This window comes from Mucilaginibacter sp. PAMB04274, from assembly GCF_039634385.2.
Lineage (GTDB): Bacteria > Bacteroidota > Bacteroidia > Sphingobacteriales > Sphingobacteriaceae > Mucilaginibacter.
Genome location: NZ_CP155081.2, coordinates 2808208 through 2829746, shown reverse-complemented (window position 1 = coordinate 2829746; position 21539 = coordinate 2808208). Strand labels below are relative to the sequence as shown.

The following is a 21539-nucleotide window of genomic DNA, read 5'->3' as shown; positions in this document are numbered from 1 at the left end:
CTTCTAAATGGAAAAGCGGATAAGACCTCTCATGGCTGTTTGTGAACAGCGGGAAAAGGTGCAAATCAGGCAGTTGTATCGATCAACTCAACCCGGCACCGTTCCTGTCCTAAAAGCTTAATTGCTTCCTCCATTTCATCGGCGTTTTTTATACGGTTCTGTTCCTGGTTGTAATAACGTGTTAACTCTTTGCGGTGGTAGGCTTCGTAAAAACGCTTAATCTCTGTTTGGTTTTGCAGTATGAGCCCCGGTACTTGTACGGGCATATGATCATCGCCCATGGCTACCATAGTAAAGTAGCTGGAGTTGGTATGTTTAATCTCCTGCGTTTTTACATTCTCTGTTTGTACCCTGATGCCAATTACCATCGATGAATTGCCTACGTAGTTAACCGAAGCCAGCAGGGATACAAGTTCGCCAACTTCTACCGGCGCCATAAAGTTTACCGTATCAATAGAAACGGTTACACAATAATTACCGGCATGTTTGGCAGCACAAGCATACGCTACTTTGTCCATTAATCCCAATATAACGCCACCGTGTACCTTTCCACCGAAATTAGAGTATGATGGAATCATCAGCTCTGTTAAAGTTGTCTGTGAGTTTTTTACGGTTTTATAGGTTTCCATGAAATGCGTAAAGCTTGAGTTATTGGTTAAATATACCATTTTCGGTGCAGTTTAAATACCAGAAAGTTTTATCTTCAAAAAGTCAAATTAGAGCTCGCGTTTTTTTAGTGAAAACCTGTAGCCTAGCCATGTGTTAAACTTGAACGATTAAATATGTAAAGATCATTCATATATTCATTTAATTATTGACATATGTCAACGCTACTTTATGTCTTTTATCAAATGTTTGCAGGCAAGCTTTGGTCAGTTTTGCAACGGTGCATTTAGCAGCTAATTTACCATTCAACTAAAATAGAATAACCATCATTAAAAGTGATATAACATCCAATCATGACAAAACAAGCATTCTCTCAGGTCGATGAACTCAGCGTAAACACCATCCGGTTCTTATCGGTTGATATGGTCCAAGCTGCCAATTCGGGCCACCCCGGTTTGCCGTTAGGTGCGGCGCCTATGGCTTATGTACTTTGGAGCCGGTTCTTACGCTTTAACCCGGCCGAGCCTAAATGGCCAAACCGCGATCGTTTTATTCTTTCTGCCGGACACGGATCTGCCTTATTATATAGCTTATTACACCTTTACGGTTATGACCTTCCGTATGAGGAACTGAAAAAGTTCAGGCAGTTAGGCTCAAAAACGCCTGGTCACCCCGAATCGACAATGACGCCGGGTATCGAAGTAACAACTGGTCCGTTAGGACAGGGCTTTGGTAATGGAGTAGGTGTAGCCATTGCCGAAGCACATTTAGCAGCCCTGTATAACCGCGAAGGTCATAATTTAATAGATCATTACACGTATGGCATCGTGAGCGACGGCGACTTAATGGAGGGCGTAGCCTCTGAAGCCGCTTCTTTGGCCGGCCACCTGAAATTAGGTAAGCTGATTTACTTATATGACGATAATAAAATATCGCTTGATGGGCCTACAAGCCTGGCATTTACTGAAGATGTGCAAGCACGATTTGATGCGTACGGATGGCAAACCCTAACGGTAGTGGATGGCAACGATTTGGCAGCCATTGAGCAAGCTATTTTAGATGCACAGGCCGATACAGAGCGCCCAACCTTAATTTCAGTAAAAACTATTATCGGTTTTGGTAGCCCAATGCAAGGAACCAATAAGGTGCACGGCGCTGCCTTAGGCGAAGATAACGTTAAGAAAACTAAGGAGTTTTTTGGATGGGATCCTAAAAAGACGTTCTTTATTCCGGAAGAAGTAAAGCAACTTTTATTGGAGCCGGGTAAACAAGGTGCACAGTTGCAAACAGAATGGAACCAAGGCTTTAAAGCTTACAGCGAATCTTTTCAAACCGAGGCTAAGCAATTTGATATTGCCTTTAAAGGTGAGTTGCCTGAAGGATGGGACGCACAGTTGCCTGTATTTTCGCCCGAAGAAAGCCTGGCTACACGTCAGGTGTCAGGTAAAACGCTGGAAGCCTTACGTAAGTCGGTGCCATTTTTAATTGGTGGTTCTGCCGATCTTGCAAGTTCAAACGAGACGCCTAAAAGCGGTGACGAGAGTTTCCAGCCTGGCCGCTACCAAAACAATACGATATGGTTTGGAGTACGCGAGCATGCCATGGGCGCTATCATGAACGGCATTGATGCGCATGGCGGTACACGTGTGTATGGCGGTACCTTCCTTACTTTTTCAGATTACATGAGAGGTGCTATCCGTTTGGCTGCCTTGACACATGCTCCTGTTACTTATGTGTTTACACATGACAGTATTGCACTAGGTGAAGACGGCCCAACTCACCAGCCGGTTGAACAGGTTACCGGTTTACGTACAGTGCCTAACCTAACTGTTATTCGTCCGGCTGATGCTAATGAAACCGTGCAGGCCTGGCGTATTGCTATGAGCCGTAACAAAGGTCCGGTGGCGCTTATATTGTCCCGTCAAAAGTTACCGGTGTTAGATCAGAATATTTACCCTTCGGCCAGTAATGTAGAGAAGGGCGCCTATATACTGAAGGATAGCGATGGCGAGCCCGATATCATCTTGATAGCAAGCGGCTCTGAAGTAAAGTTGGTATTAGGCGCACAAGAGCAGCTTAGTAAAGAAGGTGTCAAAGTACGTGTAGTGAGTATGCCGTCATGGGATCTGTTCGACTACCAAGACGAAGAATACCGGAACGCGGTATTGCCACCAAATGTTACCAAGCGTATAGCAGTTGAAGCCGGTGTTACTTTTGGCTGGTACAAATATGTAGGTATCCAGGGCAAAGTAATTGGTATCGACTCATTTGGCGACTCAGGCGAAGGTGAGGCTGTTTTAGAGCATTTCGGCTTTACCGTAGATAATGTTTATCAAACTGCCCAGCAATTGTTAAATACAAACCCAACGCAACCATGAAAATAGGTATTGCCGCCGATCATGCCGGTTATGAGCAAAAGCAAAAACTGGTACAGCAACTCACCGATATGGGTTACGATATTACCGATTACGGAGCTAATACCTACGAACCAACGGATGACTATCCGGATGTTATTATTCCGCTAGGCATGGCATTGCTCCATAAGGAGGTTGACCGTGGCATTGCCGTTTGTGGAAGCGGGGTTGGCGTTTCGGTAGCAGCTAATAAGATACCAGGTGTTAGAGCCGCCTTAATAACCGAAAGTTATTCGGCCCACCAAGGCGTAGAGCATGATGATATGAATTTGCTCTGCGTTGGAGGCCGTGTAATAGGTCCCATGTTAATATGGGAAATAGTTCAGGCTTTCCTGAACGCAAAATATGACGGCGGAGAGCGTTTTCAACGCCGTTTAAATAAAGTAATCGCATTAGAAAAACAATTCAAATCATGAATCCATTAGCACAAATTCCAAACTTTGGCCAAAGTATCTGGCTTGATTATATCCGTCGCAAGTTTATCGCCTCTGGTGAACTTAAAGCGCTTATTGATAATGATAATTTAAGGGGCGTAACCTCAAACCCAGCCATATTTGAAGAAGCCATTGCACATAGCGATGACTATGTGGATATCATTCAAACGTTGGCTAAGTCAGGTAAATCGGCCGAAGAGATATTCCTGGCCATTGCCATAGAGGATGTACAAGCCGCGGCAGACCTTTTTAAGGAAGTATACAAGGAAACTAATGGCCTTGATGGTTATGTAAGTCTTGAGGTGTCGCCAAGTTTGGCACTTGATACAGAGGGTACTATAAAAGAAGCCCGCTCATCATGGCAAGAGCTTGACCGACCAAACGTAATGATTAAGATTCCCGGAACCAAAGAGGGTTTACCTGCCATTACGCAAGTTATTGCCGATGGTATAAATGTCAATGTAACTTTACTCTTTGGATTGGAACGATACAGGGAAGTGGCTGAAGCTTACGTTGCCGGGTTAGAAGAACGTGATGCAAAAGGAGAGAGGATTGATAACATCGCTTCCGTGGCCAGCTTTTTTCTAAGCCGTATCGACGCAATGGTCGACCCAATGCTTGAAAAAATATGTGAGGAACAAAATAATCGGTCGTTAGTAGCCAAACAATTAATAGGTAAAGTAGCTATCGCCAGCGCACGGGTTGCGTATCATATTTATAAAGAAGTGTTCGAGTCTGATAGGTTTAAAGCCCTTGAAGCTAAAGGAGCTAAACCGCAGCGTTTACTGTGGGCAAGCACCAGTACCAAAAATCCGGCTTACCGGGACGTGATGTACATTGAGGCTTTAATTGGTCCGAATACGGTGAACACCGTACCTAAGGACACTTTGAACGCCTTTCGCGATCACGGCGTGCCTGCTGATCGTTTAGAGGCAGGCATAGAAGAAGCACAGTGGGTGCTTTACCAACTGGAAGATGTAGTAGGCATCAAGCTTATCGACATCACCAAAAAGCTTGAAGAAGAAGGTATTCAGAAGTTCACTAAACCATTTCAGAGCCTTATGAGCGTACTGGAAGAAAAACGGGCAGAAGGCGCTGTGTCATGATACAGGATTCAAGCCCAATAAAAGCGCTTTTACTGGACATTGGTGGGATTTTTCTCACCAATGGCTGGGACCGCGGCTCTCGTAAGGCTGCTGCCGATCACTTCAACATCAATTTTGAGGAAATGAATGAGCGGCACCGCATTATATTTGATGCTTATGAGTCGGGCAAGAGCACTTTAGACGAGTATCTTAACTTATTAGTATTTTACGAATCGCGTCCATTTACTCCGCAGGATTTTAAGAGCTTTATGATGGGGCAGTCTCAGCCTTACCTTGATATGATTTCGCTGGTTACACAGCTTAAACAACAATATGGGTTACAAACCATTGCTGTTAACAATGAGGGTAAGGAAATTAATGAATACCGGATAAAGCAGTACAACTTGAAATCGTTTATTGATGTGTTTGCTTCATCATGTATTATTCAAGCACGAAAGCCCGATAAGAGTATTTATACAACGGCGTTAGACCTGTTGCAGATTAAGCCAAAAGAAGCTATATATTTGGACGACCGGTTGGTGTTTATACAAGCTGCCCAGCAGTTAGGAATCAATACCATACATCATATTAATACGGAAACCACCCGAAGTGCTTTTAACGCCTTTGGGCTGCGTCCTGAAGCAGTATAAGGCAGGAAATTTCAACTCAAAAACACAATTATTTTATGAAATCATATGATTTTGGCATAGTAGGTTTAGGCGTTATGGGCCGTAATCTATTGTTAAATATGGCCGATAACAATTTTGCGGTAGCTGGTTTAGACCTTGATGCTGCTAAGGCTGAGTCTCTTGAAAAAGAGGCTGCAGAAGGCCAGGATGTAAAGGCTACTACGCAAGCGCAGGAATTTGTAAGCCTCATTCGCAAACCACGTGCAATTATGTTATTGGTGCCCGCTGGCAAGCCGGTTGATAGCGCTATAGGCAGCTTGTTACCCTTTTTAGAAGAAGGCGACATTGTAATTGATGGCGGTAACTCTTATTTCCCGGATACAGACCGCCGTGTGGCTGAACTTGCTGAGAAAAATATCCACTTTTTCGGCATGGGTATTTCGGGTGGCGAAAAAGGCGCCCGTTTTGGCCCAAGCATGATGCCGGGCGGCGATCAAAATGCTTATGAGCGTTTACGCCCCATTTTTGAAGCTATTGCTGCTAAAGTGAATGGCGAGCCTTGCGTAACGTATTTGGGCAGTGGTTCGGCTGGTAACTATGTAAAGATGGTGCATAATGGTATCGAGTACGGTATTATGCAACTCATATCTGAAGTGTACGACCTGATGAAACGTGGTTATGGCATTAGTGATGAAAAGATACAGCAAACTTTCGCGGATTGGAATCAGACCGAATTGCAATCTTTCTTAATTGAAATAACCGGCATTGTACTAAATAAATTTGATGAAGAAACCGGTGAACGTTTAGTAAACAAAATTTCTGACTGGGCTAAAGCTAAGGGTACCGGCAAGTGGACTTCGCAAAATGCTATGGACCTTCAAGCGCCAATACCGGTTATTGATGCTGCAGTTACTATGCGTGATATGTCAAAATACAAACCCGAGCGTATTGAGGCAGCTAAGGAACTTACCTGGACAGCAACTGGAGGCGAGATTAGCGAAGAGCAGTTGATTGAGGAACTAAGACAGGCCTTTTACTTTGCCATGATTACCATTTATGCACAAGGATTAGCTCAATTAACCATTGCTTCCAAAACCTACAATTATGGCTTAAACCTGGAACAGGTAGCTAAAATTTGGCGTGGCGGTTGTATAATTCGGGCAGTTGTGCTTGAGGATTTCCGGCAGGCATATGTTCGTAACCCTGAATTGCCAAACATATTGCTGGATAACGAAATTGGCGGCAAGTTGGTAAGCAAGCAAACTAACATCCGTACAGTAATTAAATTAGCTGTAGATAAAGGCATCCCAGTAGCGGCTTTTATGAACTCACTTGCTTATTTTGATGCTTATCGTAGTGAGCGCTTAGCAACTAATCTTATACAGGCGCAACGCGATTATTTTGGCGCACATACATACGAACGTACTGACCGCGAAGGAACTTTCCATACACACTGGGATTAATTGTTTACCTATTCATTACTATAATTTTACAAGCATGAAAACAGGTAATAAAGCTAAACCAGCAATCATCGTTATTTTTGGCGGTACTGGAGATTTGGCTAAACGTAAATTAATTCCAGCTTTCTACAATTTATTTTTAGAAAATTGGATGCCCGAGCAGTTTGCTATCATTGGTCTCGGTCGTACAGAGCTCGACGATGAATCTTATCGTGCGCGTTTAAAAGACGGTTTGGCTGAGTTTTCAAGAACCGGTGCTCCGGCCGACGATAAGTGGGCCAAGTTTAATCCGAGTATCACTTACTTTCAATCTAACATAGATGATCCCGAATCATACAAGCAATTGGCCGAAAAGCTGGATGCCTTAGATAAGGAATGGGGAGAAAGAGCAAACAGGCTATTCTATCTTTCAGTAGCGCCAAGATTTATCGAAGCGGTTACTGTTAACATCAATCAATCGGGCTTAGCCAGCGTACCCTCACAAGATCGCATGGTAATCGAAAAGCCGTTTGGTCATAACAAAGAGACGGCTATTGAGCTTAATCAATTGCTTACCCGTACTTTCCAGGAAGAGCAGATTTACCGTATTGACCATTACCTAGGCAAAGAAACAGTACAGAATATTCTGGCCTTCCGCTTTGCAAATGCATTGTTTGAACCGTTATGGAACCGCAACTATATTGAGTCGGTGCAAATAACGGTTGCTGAGCAGGTAGGTGTTGAAGACCGTGGCGGCTATTATGAGAGCGCAGGTGCACTAAAGGATATGATTCAAAATCACCTGCTGCAAATATTGTGTATGGTAGCTATGGAAACACCAGCTTCCTTTAAAGCTGAAGAGATCCGCAACCGTAAGGTAGATGTGCTACGTGCTATCAGGCGTTTTAAACCCGAGGAAGTGCATCATTATGCTGTACGTGGTCAATACAACGATGGCTGGATGCAGGGAAAGAAAGTAGCGGGTTACCGGCAGGAGGAGGGCGTAAACCCCACTTCTAACACGGAGACTTTTGCAGCTATTAAATTTTACCTGGACAATTGGCGCTGGCAAGGTGTACCTTTTTACCTGCGTACTGGTAAACGCATGCAGGAAAAAACATCATCTATCACTATTGAGTTTAAGCCGGTGCCTCACTCAACCTTCTCAGATGGGCAGGCTGAAAACTTGATGCCTAACCGGTTGACTATTAATATTCAGCCGCAAATGGATATCAGGTTGAGGTTTATGACTAAACGGCCCGGGCTGGAAATGAGCTTAAATCCTTCGGAAATGATTTTTGATTATGATACCTGCTCAACACAGTCGCCGGAGGCTTACGAAACGTTGCTGCTTGATGCCATGCAGGGTGATGCCACCTTGTTTATGCGTTCGGATCAGGTAGAGGAGGCTTGGGACGTAATCACGCCTATACAGGAAATTTGGGAAAATCGTGAGTCGCTTGATTTTCCTAACTACGCTGCAGGAAGCTGGGGGCCCGAAACTGCCGAAGCATTGATAGCACGCCAAGGTCATGTTTGGGCTTTGAACGCGCATAACAAAACGCACCATTAATTGCCACAATAATGATTCGTATATTCAAAAATACTCAGGAATTAAGCGATGCCGCGGCACAATTATTTGTGCAATCGGCACAGGAAGCGATTGCCGAAAAAGGTAGCTTTACAGTTGCTTTAACAGGTGGTAGTTCGCCCGTTGCCTTGCATAAGTTACTGGCTGCTTCGCCATACGCTGAACAGGTTGAATGGCAACATGTCTTCATCTTTTGGGGAGATGAACGCTGGGTTCCAATGGAAGATGAGCGTAGCAACGCCAAAATGGCTTTTGATACACTGCTTAACCACGTGCCCATTCCCACAAAACAAATCAAACCTATGTACGATGCAGCGGATTCTCCCGAAGCGTTTGCTGCGGAGTACGAGCAGTGGATACGCGAACAGGTTGGTGAAGAGGGTGCGTTCGACCTGATATTTTTGGGTATGGGTGACGACGGCCATACCGCATCCTTGTTTCCTGGTACCGACGTGTTGCATGAGCAAGACAAGTGGGTAGCTGCTTATTACCTGCAGCCGCAGGATATGTATCGTATTACCTTAACTGCACCGCTCATTAATCGGGCAAAAAGGATAGCCGTGCTTACCTTCGGTGAAAAAAAGACTCATGCGCTACATGAGGTAATAGAAGGTGAACGCAATCCTGAAAAATATCCGTCTCAATTACTAAATCCAACTCACGGAGAATTAATTTTTATGGTTGATGAGATTGCTGCATCGCAGTTATCAAAGCCAGCCATTTAATATGTATTTATATTTAAAGAAAAAGAAGGCCGGGTAACCGGCCTTCTTCATAGAGTAGTGCTAATTTAAAAACTCGTTAATCGAAAGTATCACTACAGGTGGTTACTTCTAACTTGTATATTCCCAAGCGCTTTGATATCCGCCTTGTTGTTCGGCATAGGTTATAAAGTCGGCGTAAAACGGTAACTGTGCTAGGGTAGAGCTATCGCCTATTACTACCAGTTTTTTACGGGCACGGGTCATAGCTACATTCATGCGGCGTATATCTGATAAAAAGCCAATATCACCCTGGTTATTACTGCGCGTCATGCTGATGTATACCACATCACGTTCTTGACCTTGAAAACTATCAATCGTGTTTATCGCTATTTTATCTCCATAAGTAACTAATTCTGGATGATTAGCCAATTGGTCCCGCAATAAACGTATTTGTTCTTTGTAAGGTGATATAACTGCAATACTCGGAAAGTTAGTTAAGGCGTAATGACCGCTGAGTTGCTCTACCAATTGTGCTAAGTGTGTAAATAAAAAGGTGGCTTCTTCAGGATTGGTTGAACTTGTTCCTTCCATCTTTTCGTCGAAACCGCAGCCCGCTGTATCTACAAAGTTGAGCGGTAAATCGCCTTCAAACAACAATTGTTTCGCTACTGATGAATTGGCTATAAGTTTGTCTTGGTAAAATACTTTTGATGAATAACCCATAATCGACTCATTCATCCGGTATTGCTCTTCCAATAAAGTAACAGCCTTGGGATGAAGCAATGTGCACTTTTCAAGCAACGTAGTGCTTAATCCTCCTTTTGCAGCCTCAGCCGATTTAATGGTGGGCGGAAGCTGGTAATGGTCACCGGCTAAAATCACTTTTTGAGCTTTAAGTATCGGTATCCAACAAGCAGGTTCCAATGCTTGCCCGGCTTCGTCAATAAAAACGGTCTTAAATTTCAGATTCCGGGTGGTATAGTGGTTTGAACCTACAAGAGTAGCTGTTATGACCTGCGCCTTGGCCGTCAAATCATCGGTGATGTATTGTTCTGTTTTGCCCACATCTTTCATAATGCGGTGCGCCTCATCAAACAAAGCCTTGCGTTGGTCACGTTCTGCCTTTCCAAAGCTGCGCTTGTATTTATGCGCCATATTCTTGTACTCGGCCGCCTGTTTCTTCAACTTTTTTATTTCCTTCATGTGCGGATGATTGGCAATCTGCTCATCAAGGGTAAGCGCTGTTAACCTGTCTGAAACACGAACAGGGTTGCCAATACGCAACACACGTAATCCTTCGGCTGCTAATTTTTCGCTTAACAGATCAACCGCAGTGTTACTGGGCGCAACTACCAAAACCTGTTCTCCTTCTTGAGCAATCAATGTTTTAATGGCTTGTACCAGTGTAGTTGTTTTGCCTGTACCCGGCGGACCATGAACAATACATAAATCTTGCGCATCAATGATTTGATCAACAGCTTTATTCTGCGACCCATTTAAGCTAACGGTTGAGGTGTAACCGGCCCTGTTTAAGAAAGATGGTGGCTTTTGTCCGGTTAGTACTTGTATAAGACGGAAGTCAGTTTGTTTATCAGACAATGCATCAGCTGTTTTAAGTGCATCTTGCATTTCCTTGTAGCTATTCTCATCAAACAGCAGGTCTATACCCAACTTGCCATCGCGCGACCAATCTGGCAACTCATCGGTAAGCAGGGTGATCTTTAGCCTATCCCTGCCCACATAAGCAATCGTGCCTTCTACGCGGTTATTCTTCGGGTCGTGGTTAGAAAACAAAGCCGCCGAAGCGCCAAATCTCAACTGGTGGGTAATTTCCTGATGGGTGGTTCGTTCAACTTCAACAGTCAAATAGTCGCCATGGCTAAGTTCAGTCCCTCTTATGGCAATAGGATACCAAGTTAGGCCGTTAGCCCGGCGATCTGTAGCCGAACTGGTCTCGGTAAGTTTTAAATAAGCTTTACGGTCGTCATCACGTTCAATATTTAACAGGGTTAAAAGCTTTTTAAAGTAATCCATGCGACAAAGTTAATAAAGCCGGCAGCTTTTGGCGTAGCGGCTTACCTTACGGCTGTTTTGCATAACAAAACAATTGATTACATTTAAGGGCCACATAAATTTTTAATGCTGTAGCTAAACATTCTTAGAGATAGTTGTCTAAAAAATTAATGTAAAACACAACAAAGCCGCAACTAAAATGTAGTTTACACCGCGTGCTGTTACAACTGCGGCAATATTATTGCGCATATAATTTATCTTGATTAACTAAATGAGTAAAGTATTTACCATAACAGAAGGGTTGGAAAACCTCGGCGCTATGCGCACCGGCGGACAAGGTTCTGTATATAAGGGTCGTCGTACAGGTACGTTGTATACCGCTATCAAACTATTGCCAACCCCCATTCTTACCGAAAGCGAAGACGATAAAAACTACAGAAATTTTCAGAACGAAGTAGCCAAGCTGCAAAAAGTGAATGAGCAGCCCAACCCCAACGTTGTAAAAATAATGAGCTGGGGTTTGTCAGATAGCGGCTCGTTTCCATTTATTGAAATGGAATATATAGATGGCCCTGATCTTTGCGAACTGCTTCAGCCACCGCACGAAAAGATATTTGCGCTGAAAGAGCTGATAAAAGTAGCCGACCAATTGGCTGGCGCTCTGGCTCATTGCCATAAGGTTGGCGTAAAGCACGGAGATATTAAAAGCAATAACGTTAAATATAACGTACACACCGGCAACTATGTACTGCTCGATTTTGGTTTGGCTATCATGACCGAAGATCAACGCCGCAGTAGTATGCGTCATGCTGGTGCTATAGAGTTTATGGCACCCGAGCAGCATGAAGGACATATGCTGCCCCAAACTGATGTATACAGCTACGGGGTTATATTATACGAGCTGCTATGTGGTGAGGTGCCGTTTCCATTGAATGGCAATGGCGAAACGGCACGTAACACGGTAATGGTGGCTCATATGGAAACGCCTATTCCCGATCCGTTAAGCAAGAGGCAGGAAAATTTACCTGCGGCGTGGTCGGCCGAGAAACGGGCACAGGAAATGCAGGTGCCGTACTGGCTGCTGCGCATTATTGCAAGGTGTTTGGAAAAAGACCCGCAAAACCGCTACGCAAGCGGCGTCGAGTTGCAGGAAGCTATCGTAAACAGCAGCTTGCAAGCCACTGAAAATTATGCTCAGCAGCAAGAAGTGTTAAGCACAAGTGCATTGCAAGCGGAGAACGAGCGTCTGCAAGCTCAACTGCTACAATATCAGCAAGGCCAAAACGACAACGTGGAAGCTAACGATGAAGAAGAGGAAGGCTCAAACGTAGTGCTGTCTAAGCCAATGTTTATCTTGTTCATTACCTTATTGGTACTTTTCATGGGCTTTTCTGTGTATTCTGCTTTCTTTAAGCGTGAGGCAACTGCAATGCTATCTGGTGGGGCCGACACTACAAAAACAGATACGAGTACGATCCCTCAGCAAGATTTCAAGGTTAATTCTACAGATGTTGAAATCATTAAGCAACGTGCAAAGGATTCTATGCAACGGGTTGTTGATAGCGTGATCAGAGTGGAGCGCAAAGCGCAAGAAAAACTAAAAGCTCAGAAAGACAGTGTAAAGAAAGCCGAAGCAGATACCACCGAAACAACTGAGGAGGAGCCGTTTTAAAGGTATTGCTCTAAGATCTGTTTAATGGCATTCAAACATCTGCGGTTGTTTAGATGTTGCGTACACATTATAATTGCATACTACCAAATCTACTCTAATGGATTCTAAACCTAATTTTTGGCAACGAATAGGCATTCAGGACTGGTTCCTCACCAAAGAAGGAACCGAAGCGCTTAACCTAACGCCAGCCCTTACACCTGATACTATCTATAAATATATCGTTGAAAAGTTTCGTGAGTCTATCGGTGAGTTATCTTTTGCTGATAGGGTTGTGTTTTATCACGAGTTTATCATCAGCTTTAATGCCGATGATTACAAAGAATTTAATGAAAATAAGCAGGGGATTATAGGGCTTATTGTTAAGGAAACGGTAAAGCGCTTTTACGAGATATTAAAAGAATACCGTGATGCCGGCAAAACTGTAGAGCCATCCGGATCGAAGTGGGTTTTCAGGGTAGTTTCTCACCCCGACTATGCACGCGGAGATAAAGGCTTTATAGGCAAACTACTTCCTGATAATAATAATACAGTAGTACCAAAAGAGGAAAATCTTAGGGTAACATTTATACCCCGGCAAACCGGTATAGCACAAACCTTTGATGTAAACCAGGATGTTTTAAAAGGCTTTACTTACTATAGTGATGGCTATTTCGAAATACCTTACGAAGAGGAGTTGGAGTATGATGCGAAAGATAACACCAAACCAGGTCAGGCGCTTATTGCCCGCTTAGAAACGATTATTCCGGATCAACAGTTTGCTGGTAAAAAGGTAGAGTTTCTGATGAAAGATGAAGAGATCATTGTAACGGGCAGTGAAGATACCCGCGATAAGGCAGATGTTTTCAAAATACCGTCAGACTGGGTAAACGTGCCACATCTTGCTATTAGGTTTAACAAAGCCGATGGCAAGTTTTATCTGGCCTCTTTTGGCGAGATGACAACGCTTAATGAAGTACTTATTTCCCGTAGCGATGTGAACGCACCCGCCTGGGTCGAGTTGCCTGTTAACTCGCGTATGTTGCTTAATGGTATCATTGGCCTAAATCTTTTTAAATCATAGCTGTATGTCACAAATTTTATCTATAGGGCTATTAGTACTGGTTGTAGGCCTGCTGGCCACTCATTTTTATGACATCAAAAATTCGGGAAAACGTAATGGCTGAGAACTATTTTGGATTAACCGATACCGGCAAAGTCCGGGGCAATAACGAAGATACTTTCATTGCACAAAAAACAACGAGTAACCTGGTTTTAGCTTGTGTGATTGATGGCGTAGGCGGGTATAGTGGCGGCGAAGTTGCTGCGGCAATTGCCCGCGATGAAATCATTGCACAAATGGACAAAGTAAACACCGACTTTGTGCCGGCCATGGTGCAGGCTTTCAGATTAGCTAATAAAAGTATATACGCCCGTAAACAACAGGAGAAGGAATTAGAGAGTATGGCTTGCGTAACAACGCTTGCAATGGTTGACGTGGATAAAAACCAGTTCTACTATGCGCATGTTGGCGATACGCGCTTATACCTTTTACGTGATGGCTCTCTAGTTAAAATATCAAAGGATCAGTCTTTCGTAGGTTTCTTGGAAGATTCGGGCAGATTAAGCGAAGCTGCAGCTATGAGTCATCCTAAACGCAACGAAATTAACAAGGCCTTAGGCTTTGATGGTGCTATTGATACTGACGATGCTTATATCGAAACTGGTCAGTCGCCTTTCTTGCCAGGCGATATGCTGTTGCTTTGCAGTGATGGGTTGTCTGACCTGGTGGACAGAAACGAGATCACAGGCATTATCACGCAGGGTACGTCGTTACAACAAAAAGCATCTCAGCTTATTGAGGCTGCCAACAACAAGGGAGGTAAAGACAACATAACTGTGGTACTGGTGCAGCATGCCAAAGCTTCGCAACAGCCGGCCGCTACCGTACCACCAACAGCTTTAAAAAAAAAGGACTTTTCAGTTAGGGAAGATAAGCCCAAGGTAGATAGCGTAGTAGGAAGTGCTAATACAAAACAAGAGCCTGCTAAAGTTATAGTAAAAAATAACAAGGGGTTATCCATTATATTGGCTATGCTGTGCGTGGCGTTCTTGTGTTCTACAGTGTGGTTTTACAGGCAGTGGAAATCCAGCGAAGCTTTGGTAAGCCGGCCTGTTGCAGATACGTCTACTGTAAAAAACGCACACAATGCCGATGAAGTAAAGCTTCAGCAAGCTATTGATAAAGTAACCGGTGATACACTGGTACTGTCTGATACAGTATTTAAGCAGCCAATCATCATTAGCGATAGTATACACATACAAAAAGACACGCTGTATATACAGGCAAAAGGCAACGTATTGTTTAAGCGCGATTCGAGCTATAACGGTCCGGCCTTGGCCTTGTCCGTTAACTGTAAACACATCGTGTTAGATGGTATTAAATTTGATGGCTTTATCACCGGTATTCAATCTCATAACACCGCACTTGAGTTGAAGAAAGTACAATTTTTAAACTGTCTTCAACCTTTACTAAAGCTCTATAGCTTTGATCTTAAAAATCCGGTTACCAGTTCTTTACCTGCAGTAACCTATACTACTGATACTTTGAAAAATACTTCTACAAAACCTAATGGAAACAAACAAAATTGAGACCGGCGGCCGTGGTAAGGAACGGGTGTTTTTATTGCTAATCACCATACTATTTGCATTTTTATTTTATCGTTTGTACACCGTGGTTCAGTTGCGCTTTGCTGATGTAGATAAGCGATTGAAAGAGGGTACCATGGTTAACCTAAATGATAAAAATCCGGCGGCACGATTCCGAACGTTGCTGCAAAAAGGTTACTACTTTGAGGATAAACGCGACATAGACCTAATAGAGGCTACTGTTGCAAATGGCATTAATACAGGCGAAAAGATTGACAACATTGGTGAGCTCAACAAGCGCAAGTATTACATTAATGCTGACGATGCCAATGAAAAAGGTGGCGAGTCATTTAAACAGAGGGTAAGCGCTTCGCGCTCTTTACTCGGATATACTGGCGATGACTCGTTAAGGTTTATTCAAGAGAGAAGGAGCGCACCTGAGCTGCCAGCAGTCGTTGACCTGAATATGGGTACGCACAGCATAGGTGGAAAGATAATTAACAAAGAGCAACCGGTTGGCGGCGTATTGTTGCGTTTACAGATGATCTTACCGCAGGATAGCATTTACAACGATGAAACCGGTGAAGAGGTTAGGCCCATAACCGAGAAAAGCAGCACCTATACCAAAATTTATCTGCCAGATAGCGCCGGCAAAAAGCATCTCCAATCTTTTACAGCATATGCCCGTACCGATGGCGGAGGGAAATTCCAGTTCAGCAACCTGCCTGATGGAAAAGCGTTTAAAGTATTGCCATTACAACCGGGCTACCAGTTCGGTACGTCGCAGGGGGTACAAAGCCTTGATGAAGACGTAACGTTCAATTTTCGACAGTCGCCCCATACGTTTAAACTGTTATCCACTCGGGATTTTAATATTCTGAAGAAAGAGAAATCGCTCATTATCCGTACACCGCAAGAGTTTAATAAATGGTTTTGGATAATTGCTGGTTGCTTTGTGGCAGGGTTCTTCATCATACATCTTATTCTTTCTATCCGCTTTAACGGGGCCGATCAATTGATACTACCTATCATTATGATCCTTACAGGTATGTCATTCCTTACGTTGCTGAGCTTGCAAGATCCGCTTCGCGACCGCTTTTTGGCTAAGGATATGCTTACTTACTTGGGTATGGGTGTAGCGGCTATCACGGTGATGTTGCTGTTTAACCTGCGCCGATTTACGGTTGATACCTGGGTTTACCGTATGGGTATTTTTAAAAATGTGCCCAGTGCAGCTAACGGCTGGCCGTGGGTTGTTTTAGCGGTAGGCCTGTTGGCCCTTACTATTGTTTTTGGCACCGGGCCTGAAGGGAGTGGGGTAAAAGTAAACCTGTTTGGCTTTCAGCCCAGCGAGATTGTTAAATATCTCATCATCTTTTTCCTGGCCGGCTTTTTTGCCGCTAATGAAAAGCTGATAAGCGAATACACCAGTTGGACAAAGCGCTGGTCGTTCTTTTCATTCGCATTGGTTGCTATTTTAGTGACCCTGATGCTTTTCTTGCTGCTGGGTGATTTAGGACCGGCAATGGTGGTATGTTTTACTTTCATCACGCTATTCTCTTTTTCTCGGGGCGATTTTGCATTTATGGCAGGCGCGGTAATTATTTACGTGCTCACCTCCTGGGTGGTTAAAAACGTATGGCTGTCGGCACTTATAACGGCCGCCATAGTAGCGTTGCTCATGCTGTTTCAGCGGCGGCAACTTAGCGAGTCGGCCGTAATGGTATTAGTGATCATGGCTGCGTTTTTAACCATCGATCAGATACCTTACCTGGATAAGGCTTTTCCCGGACCTGTGCAGCGCTTGGTTGACCGCAAAGCTATTTGGCAGGACGCCTGGAACAACGAAGTGTACGGCGGCGACCAGGTGGCCAACGGCCTTTGGGCCATGGCCAGCGGCGGTACCTCGGGGCAAGGCGTAGGCGAGGGCTTTGCTAAAACCATCCCCGAGGCACATACCGATATGATTTTGCCGTCTATGGGCGAAGAATTCGGCTGGACAGGTATTGTATGTATTTTCCTACTTTTTCTCTTATATCTTCACCGGGCCATATTAATTGGACGGCGTACGGGCACGCCGTTTCTATTTTACCTGTGTGCAGGGATAGGTATATCAACTTTTGTACAATTCCTGCTTATTGCAGGCGGTTCAACCGGTGCACTGCCGCTTTCTGGTGTCTCTTTACCTTTTCAAAGTTATGGCGGTTCATCATTAGTGGCTAACATGCTGGCTTCAGGCTTCCTGTTGTCGGCCTCATTGGTAAGAGGTACGCCTGTTCAGATGACTTACATTTCGAAACAACAAGACAGAAACCTGGTGCCGGCTCTTATAGCTGCTTGTGTAGGTGTTTTATTGCTAACGGTCAATGTGTCGCGCTATCTTTTTAACAACAGTAAGTGGGTAGTACAGCCTGCGTTAGTGGCCGATAAAAGTGGTGCACGTATGTTTAGCTATAACCCACGCATTGCTATATTGATGAACCGTTTGCAAGCCGGTAATTTGTACGACCGTACTGGCGCTATACTGGCTACCAGCAAGCCCCAGCTTATTCGCAAACAACGCGGTCAATTGGCCGGTGCCGGTGTAGCAGGATACAATCTTGATTCGGCCATGCATAAACGGCTCGATCGTTATTATCCTTTTGAAGAACAGGCGTTTTTTTGGACAGGTGATGCTAATACGGGTGTGTTTAACGGTAGTGCGAACGGCTACTTTGCCGAATATGAACATGCGGCCGAGCTGCGTGGCTTTAAACTACCCACCACCAGTTACAACACCATAGCCAGCCGCTACCGCGAGGACCGTTTCCTGGCGCGTGGCGTAAAGGAAATGACGGTAGTGAAAAAAGACTACAGCGCTTTAGCGCCGTTACTGCTCGCCGGTATTAACAGTAAAGAAGTTGAAGCATTCAAAAATCGTAACCGCGATGTACAGCTTTCTATTGATGCCGGTTTGCAAACCAGTATACAACGTTCGCTGGCCACTGATACTTCACTGGCCGATAATCGTGTGTCGGTTGTAATAATGGAGGCTGGTACTGGCGATGTGCTTACTTCGGCTGTTTACCCTTTGCCGCCCGTACGTAACTGGGAAAAACTGACCATGACTTATGCGGAGCAAAACCAGTTGGCACAATGGATGACGACATCCGACTTAGGTTTTACCACGGCAACACAGCCAGGTTCAACAGCTAAAGTATTAACAGGGTTGGCGGCGTTTAACAAATTAGGGCCTGTTGCAGCCAGCAAAACGTTTACCGTAAGCGCTGCTGAACGTATTCGTACCAAAGGCATAGAACCCGATGAAACCGGCGTTATCAACCTGCAGCGGGCCATTGTAAAATCAAACAACGTTTACTTCATTAAGCTGGCTAACGAAGAGCATTTGCAGGAACAGATGGCAGATCTGTACCTCAAAACCGGTATGTTTTTACATGGCGTAGGCGGTTATTATTACAACCGCGAAACCGTAAACACTGCGCAGGAAGAGAAATGGCGTGAGCTTTGGCGTAAAACAGAATTTAACACTAAGCCCCGGTATAATCCAAATAATATTCGCCGTACCCGGGCTAAGGGCATATCTGGCATGGCTTGGGGGCAGGGCGAACTTATTGCTACGCCAGCAGCCGTTGCCAGGCTGGTATCTGGCGTTGCTAATAACGGTACTTTGCTGCAAAACCGGTTTGTGTTAAAAGTAAGCGACGCTGAGCAGCCAGTTAAAGCGGGTACACAACTGGTAAGCAATCCGCAATATGCACAACTAATGCGTAGTTATATGATTGAGCAAAGTGCTCCTAAAGCTTATACATTGGGGATATCTGTGGCTGGTAAAACCGGTACGCCCGAAAGGATATGGAAAGGGCAGCAAATAAACGACGGTTGGTATACTTTTTTTGCGCCCAAGGCTAACGGAACCGGCAATATGGTGGTTTGTGTACGTGTGGAGGCTACCAAGGGATCTTCTGATGCAGTTAAATTAGCCGGAAAACATGTTGTGCCTTTTCTGGTTAAAAAGGGTTACATTAAAAGTATTGTTGAACAAACAACCAAACAAGAGCCGGAGCTTATTGAAGAGTAGCAAACGAGCCAGTACAAATTTAAGGACATAAAGTATGTTTAATTTTTTCAAAGGTAATTCTGACGAGCGCCCTACCGATGTAAAGGGTGTACGTCATGCATTGCTGCAGTTTGTAAAACAGGAACTCCAAAAGGCTGAAGGAGGTGAGGGCAGCAACATAAAGGGCCTATGCCTGTACATCAATGGTAACGCTAACGACCAGCATATGTACGAGACAGCAGTATACGCCGAAGATCAGGAGCAGTTCAGAGCAGAGATTCAGAAAATTGCAGATGATTATGACCTTTCTTTACCGGCAAACTGGACATTGGATGTATATTTTGATGAAGAAATACCTGCCGAAGCTATAAAAGCGCAAAATGTAGACGCTGCTTTCTTTATCAAAACCAATAAGCATTTCATCAAACAAACAGCTACCGCTTATTTAGTGGTGTTAAGCGGCGATACTGGCCAGCAGACTTATGAGATCAGCTCTACAGCCGGAAAAATCAATATTGGCCGTGATAAAAAAGCGCAGGCCGATGATGGTTTTTTTCGCACTAATCACATCGCGTTCCCATCCGATAGCAGTAACCAGAGCAATAAATATGTAAGCAGGCAGCATGCTCATATTGAATGGGACAATGACAGAGCACACTTCATTATTTATGCAGATGAAGGCGGCGTGCCTCCGCGTAACAAAGTGAAAATTCTTATAGAAAGTACCGAAGAATTAGTGAAACTGCATTCTACCGAAATAGGACACCCGCTTAATGAGGGAGATCAGATCATTATTGGCGAATCAGCAGTATTACAGTTCAGTTACAAACCATCTAACAATGGGTAAGGTCTTTACCATAGCCGAAGGACTGGAGAACCTGGGCGCCATGCGCACCGGCGGGCAAGGGTCTGTATATAAAGGCCGTCGCACAGGCACCATCTACAGCGCCATAAAATTGCTGCCTACGCCCATCCTTACTGAGGATGAAAACAATAAAAACTACATCAATTTTCAAAATGAGGTTGCCAAGCTGCAAAAGGTAAATGAGCAGCCTAATCCGCATGTGGTTAAAATTCTGAGCTGGGGATTAACTGATAGCAGTTCATTTCCTTTCATCGAAATGGAATACATTGAAGGCCCTGACCTTTGTGATCTGCTGAACCCGCCACATGAACCTGTTTTTACGCTTAAGGAACTTATTAAGGTGGCCGACCAACTGGCCGGCGCCTTAGCGCACTGCCACCGGGTAGGCGTAAAACACGGCGATATTAAAAGTAATAACGTTAAATACAATGTGCATACCGGCAACTATGTACTGTTGGACTTTGGTTTAGCTGTTTTGACTGATGAACAGCGCCGCAGCAGTATGCGTAACGCCGGTGCCATAGAGTTTATGGCACCTGAACAGCATGAAGGGTACATGCTGCCGCAAACAGATGTCTACAGTTATGGTGTGGTGCTATACGAGTTACTTACCGGTCAGGTACCGTTTCCCCTTAATGGAAACGGTGAGACGGCTCGAAACTCGGTAATGCTGGCACACTTAGAGTCGGCTGTATCAGATCCGTTAATGAAACGCGGACTGAATATGCCTGTTGATTGGTCGGTTGAGAAAAAGGCGCACGAAATGCAGGTACCAGAATGGTTATTAGAGGTAATTTCCAAGTGCCTTGAAAAAGATCCGCAAAAGCGTTATGCAAATGGTATAGAATTGCAGGAAGCGGTGGTTAACGGCACATTGCAGGTAACTGAAAGCCGGTATACAAAACAACAGGAGGTGTTAAGCACGAGTGCGCTGCAAACAGAGAATGAACGCCTGCAAGCGCAATTGCTTCAACACCAACAGGCAGAAGATGAAGTTCAAAAAAAACTGTCGTCTTTGCAATCAATAGCATTAGAAGCTGGAGGTGTATATAACCCCAATAAGGGTGTTTACGAGCGTAACAAAGCTATTGTATTCTTACCTAAGCGGCTTTTTTTAGGTATAGCAGGAGCCGGCTTATTATTTATGCTACTTTTTGTCTTTTCTTTTTTTAACAAGAATGAAGGTAATGATACCAATGTGGCTCTAACAAAGCCTTATCGCTCACCTTACATTTATTTTAAAAAGCCGTATAATTATGACAGCGTAGCGCGGGCTCGCGCTGCGGCTATTGTTAAGCCAAAAGAACAAGGCGTTTATAAGCAGCCAATTGTTAAGGCTAAAAAATGGCAAAAAAAGAAGCGGAAGAAGTTTTTAGGAATATTTTAGACGATTGCTTTTGCCAAC

Annotated in this window: 15 protein-coding genes; 13 read left to right on the top strand and 2 right to left on the bottom strand. The window is 44.3% G+C overall.

What is annotated here, in order from left to right; all coding sequences use genetic code 11:
- Positions 1 to 65: 65 nt before the first annotated feature.
- A complete protein-coding gene (locus ABDD95_RS11940) occupies positions 66 to 629 on the bottom strand; it encodes an acyl-CoA thioesterase (RefSeq protein ID WP_345947554.1) in 564 nt (187 codons plus the stop codon).
- Between the two features lie 330 nt (positions 630 to 959).
- On the opposite strand from ABDD95_RS11940, the gene tkt reads away from it, so the two are divergent.
- From tkt to pgl, 7 genes are read left to right on the top strand one after another with little or no spacing between them, the layout of a single operon-like run.
- Positions 960 to 2984 (top strand): transketolase, encoded by a 2025-nt coding sequence (gene tkt, locus ABDD95_RS11935; protein WP_345947553.1) that lies wholly within the window; start codon positions 960 to 962, stop codon positions 2982 to 2984.
- Complete coding sequence (locus tag ABDD95_RS11930) at positions 2981 to 3436, top strand: RpiB/LacA/LacB family sugar-phosphate isomerase (RefSeq protein WP_345947552.1); 456 nt, start codon at positions 2981 to 2983, stop codon at positions 3434 to 3436. Before tkt ends, ABDD95_RS11930 begins: the two co-directional genes overlap by 4 nt.
- Positions 3433 to 4560 carry a transaldolase gene (gene tal, locus ABDD95_RS11925; protein WP_345947551.1) on the top strand — a complete coding sequence of 376 codons (1128 nt, stop codon included), beginning with the start codon at positions 3433 to 3435 and terminating at the stop codon, positions 4558 to 4560. The genes ABDD95_RS11930 and tal overlap by 4 nt, the downstream gene beginning before the upstream one ends.
- Complete coding sequence (locus tag ABDD95_RS11920) at positions 4557 to 5189, top strand: HAD family phosphatase (RefSeq protein WP_345947550.1); 633 nt, start codon at positions 4557 to 4559, stop codon at positions 5187 to 5189. The genes tal and ABDD95_RS11920 overlap by 4 nt, the downstream gene beginning before the upstream one ends.
- A gap of 35 nt (positions 5190 to 5224) precedes the next feature.
- The gene (gndA, locus tag ABDD95_RS11915) at positions 5225 to 6631 is read left to right on the top strand and encodes an NADP-dependent phosphogluconate dehydrogenase (RefSeq protein ID WP_345947549.1); all 1407 of its coding nucleotides are present in this window, start codon (positions 5225 to 5227) and stop codon (positions 6629 to 6631) included.
- 34 nt (positions 6632 to 6665) lie between these two features.
- Positions 6666 to 8180 carry a glucose-6-phosphate dehydrogenase gene (zwf, locus tag ABDD95_RS11910; protein ID WP_345947548.1) on the top strand — a complete coding sequence of 505 codons (1515 nt, stop codon included), beginning with the start codon at positions 6666 to 6668 and terminating at the stop codon, positions 8178 to 8180.
- 11 nt (positions 8181 to 8191) lie between these two features.
- Positions 8192 to 8923, top strand: a complete 732-nt coding sequence (gene pgl / locus ABDD95_RS11905; RefSeq protein ID WP_345947547.1) for a 6-phosphogluconolactonase — start codon at positions 8192 to 8194, stop codon at positions 8921 to 8923.
- A 108-nt stretch (positions 8924 to 9031) separates the two neighbouring features.
- Here the strand turns inward: pgl and ABDD95_RS11900 are convergent, their stop codons facing one another.
- A complete protein-coding gene (locus tag ABDD95_RS11900; protein ID WP_345947546.1) occupies positions 9032 to 10936 on the bottom strand; it encodes an AAA domain-containing protein in 1905 nt (634 codons plus the stop codon).
- Positions 10937 to 11186: 250 nt separating this feature from the next.
- Between ABDD95_RS11900 and ABDD95_RS11895 the strand changes: the two genes are divergently transcribed.
- The 6 genes from ABDD95_RS11895 to ABDD95_RS11870 all read left to right on the top strand — a co-directional run bounded on the left by ABDD95_RS11895 (position 11187) and on the right by ABDD95_RS11870 (position 21521).
- Complete coding sequence (locus ABDD95_RS11895) at positions 11187 to 12587, top strand: serine/threonine-protein kinase (protein WP_345947545.1); 1401 nt, start codon at positions 11187 to 11189, stop codon at positions 12585 to 12587.
- Positions 12588 to 12684: 97 nt separating this feature from the next.
- On the top strand, positions 12685 to 13647 hold the full coding sequence (locus tag ABDD95_RS11890) for a hypothetical protein (protein WP_345947544.1): 963 nt from the start codon (positions 12685 to 12687) through the stop codon (positions 13645 to 13647).
- A gap of 68 nt (positions 13648 to 13715) precedes the next feature.
- The gene (locus ABDD95_RS11885; RefSeq protein ID WP_352432902.1) at positions 13716 to 15215 is read left to right on the top strand and encodes a protein phosphatase 2C domain-containing protein; all 1500 of its coding nucleotides are present in this window, start codon (positions 13716 to 13718) and stop codon (positions 15213 to 15215) included.
- Entirely contained in the window at positions 15196 to 19290 is a 4095-nt protein-coding gene (locus tag ABDD95_RS11880; protein ID WP_345947542.1) for an FtsW/RodA/SpoVE family cell cycle protein, read from the top strand. The genes ABDD95_RS11885 and ABDD95_RS11880 overlap by 20 nt, the downstream gene beginning before the upstream one ends.
- Before the next feature lie 34 nt (positions 19291 to 19324).
- Positions 19325 to 20116 (top strand): FHA domain-containing protein, encoded by a 792-nt coding sequence (locus ABDD95_RS11875; RefSeq protein ID WP_345947541.1) that lies wholly within the window; start codon positions 19325 to 19327, stop codon positions 20114 to 20116.
- The gene (locus ABDD95_RS11870) at positions 20109 to 21521 is read left to right on the top strand and encodes a serine/threonine-protein kinase (protein ID WP_345947540.1); all 1413 of its coding nucleotides are present in this window, start codon (positions 20109 to 20111) and stop codon (positions 21519 to 21521) included. Before ABDD95_RS11875 ends, ABDD95_RS11870 begins: the two co-directional genes overlap by 8 nt.
- The last annotated feature ends 18 nt before the right edge of the window (positions 21522 to 21539 follow it).

Excerpts from the sequence above, each read along its gene's own strand:
- gndA (WP_345947549.1), top strand. The coding sequence starts at position 5,225 with ATGAAATCATATGATTTTGGCATAGTAGGTTTAGGCGTTATGGGCCGT.
- pgl (WP_345947547.1), top strand. The coding sequence starts at position 8,192 with ATGATTCGTATATTCAAAAATACTCAGGAATTAAGCGATGCCGCGGCA.
- ABDD95_RS11895 (WP_345947545.1), top strand. The coding sequence starts at position 11,187 with ATGAGTAAAGTATTTACCATAACAGAAGGGTTGGAAAACCTCGGCGCT.
- ABDD95_RS11900 (WP_345947546.1), bottom strand. The coding sequence starts at position 10,936 with ATGGATTACTTTAAAAAGCTTTTAACCCTGTTAAATATTGAACGTGAT.
- ABDD95_RS11880 (WP_345947542.1), top strand. The coding sequence starts at position 15,196 with ATGGAAACAAACAAAATTGAGACCGGCGGCCGTGGTAAGGAACGGGTG.
- ABDD95_RS11885 (WP_352432902.1), top strand. The coding sequence starts at position 13,716 with ATGACATCAAAAATTCGGGAAAACGTAATGGCTGAGAACTATTTTGGA.
- ABDD95_RS11870 (WP_345947540.1), top strand. The coding sequence starts at position 20,109 with ATGGGTAAGGTCTTTACCATAGCCGAAGGACTGGAGAACCTGGGCGCC.
- ABDD95_RS11940 (WP_345947554.1), bottom strand. The coding sequence starts at position 629 with ATGGAAACCTATAAAACCGTAAAAAACTCACAGACAACTTTAACAGAG.
- ABDD95_RS11875 (WP_345947541.1), top strand. The coding sequence starts at position 19,325 with ATGTTTAATTTTTTCAAAGGTAATTCTGACGAGCGCCCTACCGATGTA.
- ABDD95_RS11930 (WP_345947552.1), top strand. The coding sequence starts at position 2,981 with ATGAAAATAGGTATTGCCGCCGATCATGCCGGTTATGAGCAAAAGCAA.
- tal (WP_345947551.1), top strand. The coding sequence starts at position 3,433 with ATGAATCCATTAGCACAAATTCCAAACTTTGGCCAAAGTATCTGGCTT.
- tkt (WP_345947553.1), top strand. The coding sequence starts at position 960 with ATGACAAAACAAGCATTCTCTCAGGTCGATGAACTCAGCGTAAACACC.
- ABDD95_RS11890 (WP_345947544.1), top strand. The coding sequence starts at position 12,685 with ATGGATTCTAAACCTAATTTTTGGCAACGAATAGGCATTCAGGACTGG.
- zwf (WP_345947548.1), top strand. The coding sequence starts at position 6,666 with ATGAAAACAGGTAATAAAGCTAAACCAGCAATCATCGTTATTTTTGGC.
- ABDD95_RS11920 (WP_345947550.1), top strand. The coding sequence starts at position 4,557 with ATGATACAGGATTCAAGCCCAATAAAAGCGCTTTTACTGGACATTGGT.